Annotated in this window: 13 protein-coding genes; 6 read left to right on the forward strand and 7 right to left on the reverse strand. The window is 70.0% G+C overall.

Translation table 11 applies throughout. The features are described 5' to 3' along the window. The 5 genes from AB0H87_RS29540 to AB0H87_RS29560 all read right to left on the reverse strand — a co-directional run. A partial coding sequence (locus AB0H87_RS29540; RefSeq protein WP_360152713.1) for an MOSC domain-containing protein occupies positions 1-681 on the reverse strand: 681 nt, incomplete at its 3' end. Between the two features lie 130 nt (positions 682-811). Beyond that, on the reverse strand, positions 812-1078 hold the full coding sequence (rpsT, locus tag AB0H87_RS29545; RefSeq protein WP_360152715.1) for a 30S ribosomal protein S20: 267 nt from the start codon (positions 1076-1078) through the stop codon (positions 812-814). A gap of 115 nt (positions 1079-1193) precedes the next feature. Then, positions 1194-2171, reverse strand: coding sequence for a HEAT repeat domain-containing protein (locus AB0H87_RS29550; protein WP_360152718.1), 978 nt, complete (start codon positions 2169-2171; stop codon positions 1194-1196). Positions 2172-2175: 4 nt separating this feature from the next. After that, positions 2176-2754, reverse strand: coding sequence for a HEAT repeat domain-containing protein (locus AB0H87_RS29555; RefSeq protein WP_360152745.1), 579 nt, complete (start codon positions 2752-2754; stop codon positions 2176-2178). 280 nt (positions 2755-3034) lie between these two features. Further along, positions 3035-4021: a phosphotransferase gene (locus tag AB0H87_RS29560; RefSeq protein ID WP_360152721.1), complete on the reverse strand. Its 987-nt coding sequence runs from the start codon at positions 4019-4021 to the stop codon at positions 3035-3037. A 98-nt stretch (positions 4022-4119) separates the two neighbouring features. Between AB0H87_RS29560 and lepA the strand changes: the two genes are divergently transcribed. The 6 genes from lepA to AB0H87_RS29590 all read left to right on the forward strand — a co-directional run bounded on the left by lepA (position 4120) and on the right by AB0H87_RS29590 (position 10177). Next, a complete protein-coding gene (gene lepA / locus AB0H87_RS29565; RefSeq protein WP_360152724.1) occupies positions 4120-6000 on the forward strand; it encodes a translation elongation factor 4 in 1881 nt (626 codons plus the stop codon). Between the two features lie 104 nt (positions 6001-6104). Beyond that, the gene (locus AB0H87_RS29570; RefSeq protein ID WP_360152727.1) at positions 6105-6527 is read left to right on the forward strand and encodes an NUDIX hydrolase; all 423 of its coding nucleotides are present in this window, start codon (positions 6105-6107) and stop codon (positions 6525-6527) included. 92 nt (positions 6528-6619) lie between these two features. Then, entirely contained in the window at positions 6620-6907 is a 288-nt protein-coding gene (locus tag AB0H87_RS29575; protein WP_089249282.1) for a GlsB/YeaQ/YmgE family stress response membrane protein, read from the forward strand. A 194-nt stretch (positions 6908-7101) separates the two neighbouring features. Beyond that, entirely contained in the window at positions 7102-8361 is a 1260-nt protein-coding gene (locus AB0H87_RS29580) for a sugar ABC transporter substrate-binding protein (RefSeq protein ID WP_360152730.1), read from the forward strand. Next, entirely contained in the window at positions 8358-9350 is a 993-nt protein-coding gene (locus AB0H87_RS29585; protein ID WP_360152733.1) for a sugar ABC transporter permease, read from the forward strand. The genes AB0H87_RS29580 and AB0H87_RS29585 overlap by 4 nt, the downstream gene beginning before the upstream one ends. Next, a complete protein-coding gene (locus tag AB0H87_RS29590) occupies positions 9347-10177 on the forward strand; it encodes a carbohydrate ABC transporter permease (RefSeq protein ID WP_360152736.1) in 831 nt (276 codons plus the stop codon). Before AB0H87_RS29585 ends, AB0H87_RS29590 begins: the two co-directional genes overlap by 4 nt. 211 nt (positions 10178-10388) lie before the next feature. Here AB0H87_RS29590 and AB0H87_RS29595 read toward each other — a convergent pair whose 3' ends face one another. Together AB0H87_RS29595 and AB0H87_RS29600 are read right to left on the reverse strand one after the other, a co-directional pair. Further along, complete coding sequence (locus AB0H87_RS29595) at positions 10389-11024, reverse strand: hypothetical protein (RefSeq protein ID WP_360152739.1); 636 nt, start codon at positions 11022-11024, stop codon at positions 10389-10391. 256 nt (positions 11025-11280) lie between these two features. Then, the coding region (locus AB0H87_RS29600) for a hypothetical protein (protein ID WP_360152742.1) at positions 11281-11483 on the reverse strand (203 nt) is incomplete at its 5' end.

Below are 11483 nucleotides of genomic sequence, written 5' to 3' on the forward strand. Positions count from 1 at the left end.
GGCCGTGGTCAGCGCGAGGAAGGTCGGCACCGGCATGCGCTCGACGCCGGCGGGCACGGAGATGAGGCTGCGGAAGATGGGGGGCAGGTAGTCGACCGCGGGGAGCAGTCTCGGCAGGAGGTCCGGCTCGCCGTTGAAGGCGCGGAACAGCACGCCGACGGTGACGTCGTGGTGCTCCGGACGGTGCACGATCTCGATCCGGTCGTCGGCGCCGACCTGGCCGGGCGTGACCACGCTCAGGTAGGCGCCGGGGGCACCGTGCGCGGTGAAGCGCTTGATCAGGTCGGGGACGCCCCAGAAACCCGTGAACGTCATGCACGGGGTACGCGGCTTCGTCACCTGGACGACCGCGGAGCCGACGGCCCAGCGCTCGCCGATCAGCGCGTTGGTGAGGTCGACGCCCTCGGTGGTGAGGTTCTCGCCGAACGCGCCGGCGCCCAACGGCCGGCTCATCTCGTCGGCCCACCAGCGGGCGTCCTCGACGGCGTACGCGTAGACCGCCTGGTCCGGGGTGCCGTGCACCTTCCGGTTGCCGATGTAGTCGCCGTCGACGCCGCGGTCGGAGACCGAGACCCGGTCGATGATCGGCTGCTTGTCGATGCCGGTCTGCCCACCCGGCCCGTCGGCGTAGTCGGTAATCTTGCGGCTGCCGACGTTGACCGAGAGAACGCGCCCTGTCATGCGGGCCAGGCTACGCAAGGGGTGCGACCGACCGCGCGGGCATTTCGTTGGATCTTGGAACGGCAGAGGGCCGGATCCGCGTGCGACGCGGTCCGGCCCTCGGCGAAATCTGCTGGCGGTTCGCTCCAGCTCAGGCGGCAGGCGCGGTGAGCTTCTTGGCGATGGCCGACTTGCGGTTAGCCGCCTGGTTCTTGTGGATGACACCCTTGCTGACGGCCTTGTCGAGCTTGCGCGAAGCCTCGCGCATGAGCACGTTGGCCTTCTCGGTGTCGCCGGCCTCGGTTGCCTCGTGGAACTTGCGGATCGCGGTCTTCAGCGACGACTTGACCGACTTGTTACGCAGCCGGCGCTTCTCGTTCTGCCGGTTGCGCTTGATCTGGGACTTGATGTTCGCCACGCGACAGCCTCGTCCTGCTCCTGGTTGGTGTGAATGGGGCGCAGGCGAACGTCGCCACACGCGAAAAGCCAGACTACCAGCAACCGCGATGGCGGGCCAAAAGGCCCCTGATGCCTCAGCGCTCGAGAGCGTAGCTGGCGGTGGCGGCAATCAGCCGATCTTGGTCGTGCGACAGGGCTTCCAAGGCCGCCGCCGCGGTGCTGCCGGGGAGGTCCGCGAGGGCCTGCGCCAGCCGGAGGCGGGCTTCGCGGGAGCCGTGGGCGAGGCGGGCCACGAGCCCGGTCGCGATCTGGTCCGCCAACTCGGCGTCCCCGGCCCCGGCCAGCGCGCTCAGCGCGTCGGTGGCGTCGTCCTGGTCGTCGACGGTCATGTCGATGAGCGGCGGGATCGCGTCAGGGATGCCTCTGTTCCCCAGCGCCAGGGCGGCACATCGGCGGACCGCCGGGTCGGCGTGGGCAAGCGCGCCCCGCAGCAGGTCGGTCGCCGCTTCGCCGTCGAGTTCGGCGAGGCACTCGACGGCGCGTTTCCGTACCTCGGCGTCGGGGTCGTCGAGGCCCGCGGCGAGCGCGGGGAGCCCGCCGTCGCCCGATCGCGCCAGCGCCCACCGGAGGGCGCCGGCGACGTTGGGGTCCGCCTCACCGAGCGCCGCCTCGACCAACGCCGCCACCGGCAGCTCACCGCCGGTCAGGGCGGCGCGCTGGCGCCGCATTGCGTTGTCGGACCCCAGGGCCTGGAGCAGCGCGACGGTCTGGAGGACGTCGGCCCAGTCGGCGGGTTCGGCGTCCCCGATCCGGCGGAGCCTGGTGAGCAGCTCGGTCTGGGCCGCGATGCGCTCCCGCGTCTGGCGGATGAGGTCGTCGACGAGCGCTCCGGGAGTGAAGCCGGGATCGTCGAGGGCGCGCGACACGTCCTTGAGCGACAGGCCCAACGACCGCAGGCTCTCGACATGGAAGATCCGGCGGATGTCCGCGCCGGAGTACTCGCGGTAGCCGCCGTGCGTGCGCCCGGTCGGCCGGACGAGACCGAGCGAGTCGTAGTGCCTGAGCATGCGGGCGCTGACCCCGGACCGTCGCGCCACGTCACCGATCAACACGTACCTAGGACCCTTCCCGGCTGTTGCCACCGAGTGCCACGATCCGCTTCGCCTCGTCGATCGCCAACTCGAACCCGGCCTCGGGGTCACGCCAGAGCTCTTCGGTGGCGACGGCGTGCTGCCGCACGCGCGGGTCGGCAGCGGTGCGTTTCGCGCGCAGGACGGTTTCGTCGCCGAGCGCGATCAGCGCCCGGCTGAGGCTCAAGCGGGTGTCCCGCGGGCCGCGCCCGAGCTGTGTGGCGAGCAGTTTCGCCAGCTCTTCCCTCTTGTCGTCGGGCACGAGCACGACCGCGGCCCGCCACGCGCTGCGCGCCACCTCGTCGTCGGCGTCGGTGAGCAGCGCGTGGGTGATCGCGGGCCAGGCCCGCCGGTCGCCGATCTTGGAGAGGGTGTGCAAGGCCTGACTGCGCGCCTGGGGCCGCCCGTCCCTGGTTGCGTCGACGAGCTTCGGAACGGTCACCGCGGGTTCGTGCCGGATGAGCGCCCAGGTGAGCATCTCGCGCACGTGGAACTCGGGCTCAACGGCACACCGCTCGACCAGCGCGTCGACGAGCCGCGCATCGGGGTTGGAACCGAGCGCCATCGCGGCCCGCAACCGCACTGAACCGCCGCGGTGCTCCAACGCCCGCCGAACGTGCGCGGTCTCCGTCTCTTCTTCGTCCACGTCGCCACCTCCTCGACCCAGTGAAGGCGTTGTCACAGTGTCAAGGTCAAAGCGACGACCACACCCGAATCGACGCTGGCGGTGGCCGGGCCGCTCCCCGGAGGTTCTGGTTCCAGGCGCGGACGTGGCAGCGAAGCGGAGCGAGCGGTGTCTGGCGGGAGCGACGGTCGTGCCCACCGCGGACCCGAGTCCCCAGAAGCTAGATCTTCCAGCCCTGGCGAGCCGCGAGCCAGCTCAAGGCCACCTCGCCGTGCCAGCGTTGGTGGGCGCGGACCAGTGGGGCCGCATCGTTCGGCGGGGCCGCCGAGCGGGTCAGGAAATATCCGGACATGGCGGCCAACGCCGCGTCCAGCGCGCCCTCCGGGGCGCCGGCCGAGGTCGGATGCGTGGACCACAACGCGTCGGCGTCCAAGCCGTCGGCATAGGCCGTGATCAGCAGGACGGCCGTGTCGAACCAGGCCGGGCCGTGGCACAGCCAGTTCCAGTCGCACAGCCAGGCCGCGCCCGTGTGGTCGATGATGACGTTGTCCAGGCGTAGGTCGCAGTGCGTCAGTGCCGGGCCCGTCGTCGTGACCGCCGCGGGTGCCTGCGACTCCAGTTCAGCCAGTGCCGGCAGACGGGGGCGGGCCCGCTCCGCCCACGGCGGCAGCGTGAGACGGCCCTCGGCGATCCAGCGCCAGCCGCCGAACTCCTCGGCGACCATCGCGGACAGCGACGGCAGGTTCAGGTCCAGCAACGCCGCCGGTGGGTCGGCCAGGGCCGCCGCCGCCGTTGCCCACGTGTCCAGCGTCGCCGCGAGCTCCGGGCGCGACCACGGCAGCGACGGGGTGCGGCCCTCGACCGCTTCCGCGCACAGGACGAACCAGTCCGCGGTCGCCAGGGGCCAGAGCGGGCGCGGTGCCCGGACGGCCGCCGGGAGTGCGGCCGTGACCAGCGCCTCGTGGGCGTACCAGTCGCAAAGATGACGTTGGTCCGCGGAGCGTGCGGCCTTGACGAACACCCGCTCCCCCGCGGCCGTCGTCAGCACCGCGGCGAAGCCGCTGGTGAAGCCCGCGCCGGCGGTTCGCGCCGTGACGACCGGGGAGCCCAGCCGGTCCTCGATGGCGGCCCGCATCCCGACCGGCAGGGCGGCCCAGGACGGCCGGACGGCGGTCGCGTCGTAGGCGAACGGCGGGCTCGTGACCATGGCGGCCATCCTCCCCCGACCGCGCCCTGCGGGCATACCCGATGGGGCATGCGAGCATAGAGAGCGACTGTGCCCACCGCCGACCAGAACGGACCACCGTGCCACCCACGCTCGACCGCGGCGCCAACCAGCCCGGCGCTACCGAACCGGCGCGCATCCGCAACTTCTGCATCATCGCCCACATCGACCACGGCAAGTCGACGCTGGCCGACCGCATGCTGCAGCTGACGGAGGTGGTCGACCCGCGGCAGATGCGGGCGCAGTACCTGGACCGGATGGACATCGAGCGCGAGCGCGGCATCACGATCAAGTCGCAGGCGGTCCGGATGCCGTGGACCGTGCGCGAGGGTGAGCGGGCCGGCGAGCAGGCCGTACTCAACATGATCGACACGCCGGGCCACGTCGACTTCACGTACGAGGTGTCCCGCAGCCTCGCCGCCTGTGAGGGCGCCGTGCTGCTGGTCGACGCCGCGCAGGGCATCGAGGCGCAGACGCTGGCCAACCTCTACCTGGCGCTCGAGAACGACCTGCACATCATCCCGGTGCTCAACAAGATCGACCTGCCGGCGGCGCAGCCCGACAAGTACGCCGAGGAGCTCGCGCACCTGATCGGCGGCCGGCCGGAGGACTGTCTGCGCGTCTCCGGCAAGACCGGCGAGGGCGTACCCCATCTGCTCGACGAGATCGTCCGGCAGTTCGCGGCCCCGGTCGGCGAGCCCGAGGCACCCGCCCGCGCGATGATCTTCGACTCCGTGTACGACATCTACCGCGGCGTCGTCACGTACGTCCGGGTGATCGACGGCAGGATCGAGGCGCGCGACCGGATCAAGATGATGTCCACCGGCGCCTCGCACGAGCTGCTCGAGATCGGCGTCATCTCGCCCGAGATGGTCAAGTCGCCCGCGCTCGCCGTCGGCGAGGTCGGCTACCTGATCACCGGCGTGAAGGACGTCCGCCAGTCCCGGGTCGGTGACACGGTCACGATCAACGGGCGGCCGGCGACCGAGGCACTCGGCGGCTACAAGGACCCGAAGCCGATGGTCTACTCGGGCCTCTACCCGATCGACGGCTCCGACTACCCGGCGCTGCGCGACGCGCTCGACAAGCTCAAGCTCAACGACGCCGCGCTCGCCTACGAGCCGGAGACCAGCGCCGCACTCGGGTTCGGCTTCCGGTGCGGCTTCCTCGGCCTGCTGCACCTGGAGATCATCCGGGAGCGGCTGGAGCGCGAGTTCTCGCTCGACCTGATCTCGACCGCGCCGAACGTGGTCTACCGCGTGATCATGGACGACGGCGAGGAGCTGCAGGTCACGAACCCGAGCGAGTTCCCGGCCGGGAAGATCGCCGAGGTGTACGAGCCGGTCGTGCGCGCGACGGTCCTGACACCCAACGACTACGTCGGCGCCGTGATGGAGCTGTGCCAGGGCCGGCGCGGCTCGCTGCTCGGCATGGACTACCTGTCGACGGACCGGGTGGAACTGCGCTACACGCTGCCGCTCGCCGAGATCATTTTCGACTTCTTCGACCAGCTCAAGAGCCGCACCAAGGGGTACGCGAGCCTCGACTACGAGCCCTCCACCGAGCAGAAGGCCGACCTGGTCAAGGTCGACATCCTGCTGCACGGCGAGCCCGTCGACGCGTTCAGCGCGATCGTGCACAAGGACAAGGCGTACAACTACGGCGTCAGCATCGCGTCCAAGCTGCAGAAGCTGATCCCGCGCCAGCAGTTCGAGGTGCCGATCCAGGCCGCGATCGGCAGCCGGGTGATCGCGCGCGAGACCATCCGGGCGATCCGCAAGGACGTGCTGGCCAAGTGCTACGGCGGTGACATCACCCGGAAGCGCAAGCTGCTCGAGAAGCAGAAGGAAGGCAAGAAGCGGATGAAGATGGTCGGCCGCGTGGAGGTGCCGCAGGAGGCCTTCATCGCCGCGCTGAGCACCTCCGACACCGGGGCGGTCGACAAGGCCGGCAAGAAGTGATGCCGCTGGCCGCCGGGCCGTCCGCGGGGTTCTGCGCACGGTGCGGTGGCCGGCTGGTCTCGCGGCCGCCGACGGCCTGTCCGACCTGCGGTTATCAGCTCTATGTGAACGCGCGGCCGACGGCGAGCCTGGTGATCGTCGACGGAGGCCGGTTCCTGGCGCTGCGGCGGGCGGTCGAGCCGATGGCCGGCCTCTGGGAGACGCCCGGCGGGTTCTGCGACGGCTTCGAGCGCCCGCGGGACGCGGCGGCGCGCGAGGGCCGCGAGGAGCTCGGCGTCGAGGTGCGGATCGACGACTTCATCGGCATGTACGTCGGTGCGTACGAGTTCCAGGACGAGCGGCTGCCGGTGCTGGACTGCTTCTTCTTCGCGTCGCTCGACGTGTCGGCGATCCGGCTCGACCCGGCCGAAGCGACCGAGATGACCTGGTTCGACCTGGCCGATCCGCCGAAGATGGCGTTCTCGACGATGGACGAAGCCCTGGTCGACGCGGCCCGGCTCCAAAAATCCTTGCTATCGGCGAAATAAACCTCCCATCTGGAGGAAAGATCCGGTTTGGGCTCCCAACGCCTCGGGAATTTACGGGCTGTCACACACCCCCCCGAGGAGGAGGAAGGGCCATGACCGCAGGTGGGATCATCACCGCGCTGATTATCGGTCTCGTCATTGGTGCGCTGGGCCGGTTGGTCGTGCCCGGCCGCCAGAACATCCCGATCTGGCTGACGCTGGTCATCGGTGTCGTCGCCGCGCTGCTGGGCTCCGCGATCGCCCGCGCCGGTGGTTTCGCGGACACCGGCGGCTTCGTCGACTGGCGTGAGCTGCTGCTGCAGATCGCACTCGCTGCCGTCGGCGTGCTGCTGACCGTCAGCATGTACGGCCGCGGCCGGCGCCGGGTCAGCCGGTACTGACGCACGGTAACCACGTACCACCGGAAACGGCCGCCCTTCGGGGCGGCCGTTTCCTATGTGTGATGTGGAGGCCTGTCGTAAAAGAAATTTACGTACTACTCTGCCGCGAAGAAGGTTACCTACAAGACCCGAACCCCCATCGCGGAAGGGAATGCGTCGTGAAGACGAGGCGGAGACCGTTCCAGGTTGTCACGGTGATCCTCACGGCAGCGATGCTCGCCACTGCGTGCGGCAGCGATGACGATAGCGGCAAAGAGCAGGCACCGGACCCGGCCAAGCTGACCGTCTGGATGATGGGTGAGGGCGGGGACGCGCAGAACTCCTTCCTCGACGGCGTCGAGGCCGAGTTCAAGCAGAAGCACCCCAACACGGACGTGGTGGTGCAGTACATCCCGTGGCTCGAGGCGCCGAAGAAGTTCCAGGCGGCCCTGGCCGGCGGCGAAGGCCCCGACGTCACCGAGCTGGGCAACACCGAGACGCAGGGCTGGGCGCAGCAGGAGGCACTGGCCGACCTGACCGACCGGCTGGGCGGCTGGGCGCCGGGCAAGGACATCCTGCCCGACCTGGTGAAGAACGCGCAGCTCGACGGCAAGCAGTACGGCGTCCCCTGGTACGCCGGCGTCCGCGCGATCTACTACCGCACCGACTGGTTCCAGCAGGCGGGCGTGCAGCCGCCGAAGAACTGGGACGAGCTGGTCACGGTGGCCAAGGCCGTGCAGGCGAAGAAGCCGGGCACCTACGGCATCGCTCTCCCGGGCAACTCGGAGCTGCCGTTCTACTCGTTCCTCTGGGGCGCGGGCGGCGAGATCGCCACGGACCAGGGCGGCACGTGGAAGTCCGGCTACACCTCGGCGGAGTCGCGCAAGGCGGTCAAGTTCTGGACCGACCTGGTCACGGTGCACAAGGTCGCACCGCCGGCCGCGGCCGCGTGGAACGAGATCGACGCGCGTACGCAGTTCGCCACCGGCAAGGCCGCGATGGCGTTCGCCGGCAGCTGGCAGCAGGCCGCGATGCTCAAGGCCGACCCCAAGCTCGACAAGGTCTGGGGCACGTTCCCGATCCCGGGTCCGACCGGCGGTGAGGCGCCCGCGTTCGCCGGTGGCTCCGACATCGCCATCTGGGAGGACTCGAAGGCCAAGGACGTGGCCTGGGACTACATGACGGTGCTGCTCGACAAGCAGAACAACAAGAAGTGGGCCGACAGCCTGAAGTTCTTCCCGGTGTACTCCGACCTGATCTCCAGCGGCTACAACGACGACAAGATCATGGCGGCGTTCGCGGCGAGCATGAAGAGCACCAAGCTCACCCCGATGACGCCGAAGTGGGTCGAGGTCAGCCGCACCAAGACCGTGACGCAGGCGATGAACAGCGCGGTCATGAAGGGCCAGAAGACGGTCGACCAGGCGACGACCGACGCGGCCGCCGAGATCGAGAGCATCCTCAACGCCAAGTGACGACCGTCTCCCCGCGGGTGCAGTCGTCCCGTCCCGCCGCCGCCCCCGCCGCCGCCCGTGCGTGGCGGCGGGGGCCGGGCCGGCTCCCGTACCTCCTTTTGCTCCCCTGCCTGGTGGTCATCGCGGCGCTGCTGCTGTGGCCGCTCGGGCAGGTGGCGGTGATGTCGCTGTACGACCTGGACAGCGTGCGTCAGGTGCGCGGCCAGCGGCCGTGGCCGTTCGCCGGGCTGGCGAACTACCGCGAGGTGCTGTCGGACCCGTTCTTCCACACGGTCCTGCGCAACACGGTGCTGTTCGCGCTGGCCAACGTGGTGCTGACGATGGTGCTCGGCACTCTGGTGGGTCTGCTGCTGCACCGCCTGGGCCGCCGGATGGCCGCGTTCGTAGGCGGCTGCGTGCTGCTGGCATGGGCGACCCCCGCGCTGACCGGCACGATCACCTGGAAGTGGATCTTCGACGACACCAACGGTCTGGTGACGTGGCTGTTCAACGCCCTCCCTGACGGCCTGTCCACGTCGTTGTTCGGCCGCTCCTCCTGGACGGGGTACGGCTGGTTCAACTCGCCGCTGTCGTTCTTCTCGATCCTGACGTTGGTGGTCGTCTGGCACTCGTTCCCGTTCATCGCCGTGTCGGTGCTGGCCGGGTTGAAGAGCCTGCCGGGTGAGCTGCTGGAGGCCGCCCGGGTGGACGGCGCCGGCCCGTGGCGGTCCTTCTGGTCGGTGACGTTCCCGCTGCTGCGCCCGGTGTTCGGGATCCTGGTCGTGCTGTCGACGATCTGGGACTTCAAGGTCTTCACGCAGCAGTACGTGCTGGCGGGCGGCACACAGGACCGGCCGACGTTCATGCTGTCCATCTACTCGTACGCGACCGCCTTCTCGCCGCCACCGAAATACGGCCTGGGCGCGACGATCGCGGTTGTGCTGACGGTGATCCTGTTGATCGTGACCGGCGTGTACGTGCGGTCCCTGCTCAAGCAGGAGGAGCTGTGAGACGGCACGCCCTGAACGCCGTCGGGTTGCTGGTCGCGCTGTTCGCGGTCTTCCCGGTCGTGTGGATGGTGTCGACGTCGCTGAAGTCGACCCCGGAGATCTTCCAGGGTGGCCCGCTGCCGTTCCCCCGGTCGCCGACGCTGGAGCACTACCGCACGATCCTGACGGGCGACCTGATCCCCGGGGTGACGTTCGTCGACTTCTTCCGCAACAGCGTGCTCGTCGCCATCGCCACCGTGCTGGTCAGCGGCCTGATCGCGCTCCTGGCGGCGACGGCGGTGGCCCGCTTCCGGTTCCGGCTGCGCACAAGCTTCCTGGTGATGCTGCTGGTCGTGCAGATGATCCCGCTGGAGGCGCTGGTCATCCCGCTGTTCCTGATGATCCAACGGCTGGGGTTGTACGACACGCTGGCGTCGCTGGTGCTGACGTACGTCGGCTTCTCGCTGCCGTTCGCGGTGTGGATGCTGCGGGGTTTCGTGGCCGCGGTGCCGGTGGAACTGGAGGAGGCGGCGGCAATCGACGGCGCGAGCCGCGCGCAGATCTTCCGGCGAATCCTGCTGCCGCTGGTCGCACCGGGCCTCGCGGCGACGAGCATCTTCTCGTTCATCGTGGCCTGGAACGAGTTGATCTTCGCGCTGACGTTCTTGAATGATCAGAGCCGGTACACGTTGCCGGTCGCGATGACGTTCTTCTTCGGCCGGGACGACACGGCCTGGGGGCCGGTGATGGCGGCGTCGACGATCCTGACCATTCCGGTTCTGGTGTTCTTCCTTGTCGTACAGCGGCGGATGGTGGGTGGGTTGGCGGCTGGGGCGTTGAAGGGCTGAGCCACACGGTCCTGCACGCCGTGCAGCCTTCAAGGGTGCCGCCTCGTGCTCGTCTGCTTCCTTGGCGGTCGGCGAGGCACGGCCGCCGTGTCGAGTACGCCGTTGAGTGCCGCCGGCCCTCGGGCCGGCGGGCGCGCTCGGCGCGGGCCTCGGCCGACTGCCGCGCTGGCCGGCGTCGGGTCGTGGAGGGTTGGGCGTCGGGTCGTGCGGGTTACTCGTAGCGGCGGGTCGCGGAGTGGCGCGCGCGCTGTGCGGGGGTCACGTCGCCTGCCTTTGCCGTCGAGGTCCGTGCCGTGCGACCCTTCTGGAGGTCGACGGGCGGTGCGTTGACGGCAGCGGGGTTCGCGTGCCTGGCGATCGGGATGGCACCACGATGGACACCGGCGGTCTCGTCGTCGTCATCATCGTCCGCGAACACGTCCGGCTCGACGGCAGATTCCGTATCCGGCGCGGGCGTGCTTTCTTCGGCTGGCGCCGACCGGTAGACGCGGCCGACCTTGTCCGCGCCCGCACCGCCGGGGACGGCAGCGCGCCCGATCGTCCGGAAGGGCCGCAACGGCCGACGGAAACCACCGCGGTTGGCAGCCGCCCGCACCGCGGCGCCGGCCACCACGTCGTTGACCTTGACCATCGCGGCGATGCACACCGGCAGCAGGACGACACCCCAGAACGGAATCAGCTCGGCGAGCGCCAGGATGATCGCGAACGCGGTGGCACCCTCCAGGAAGACGAAGCAGACCGTCGAGCTGGGGTGGATGTGCTTGAGCCGTAAGGCGCGCGCGTAGAACGGGCGCGAGTGCACATCGCCGACGGCGGCGAGCTGTCCCGAGAACCGTCGTGCCGTCATCGGTCACCACCCCGCACGCTCGTCGCCACCAACCCTCGGCCACCGCCCGCCCCGGATCGGACCGCTAACCCGGACGGCTTGCCATCAGCCCTGCGTACCGAGCAGCCGGACGTAGTCTGCGGCCTGCCGTCATGCCCGCGAACCAAGCCGGGAAGCGGCCGGCTATGCGTGGCATCTGCGGCTCGGCGCGGCGTTGACGTGTCGCGTCGGCGCGTGGACGACGCAGGCCGACCTGGTCCCGCAAGGTGTCGTTCTGTCATCGGCTGCCACCAGAACGCCGGTTGCCTGAGGTCGAGCCCCTGCCGGCCGCCGCCGCGCGCGCGGCGGCGCGGCCGTCCGCCGGCCGGCCAGCGTCGGAGCCGCCACCGCCGGGTCGGCGCGACGGTCCGCCATCGGAACCGACCTCGTCCGTTTCGGCATCGCCGGTGCGCTGCCGCGGTGGGGTCGAGACGATCCGGG

This window comes from Asanoa sp. NPDC050611 (assembly GCF_040654855.1).
Taxonomy (GTDB): Bacteria; Actinomycetota; Actinomycetes; order Mycobacteriales; family Micromonosporaceae; genus Asanoa.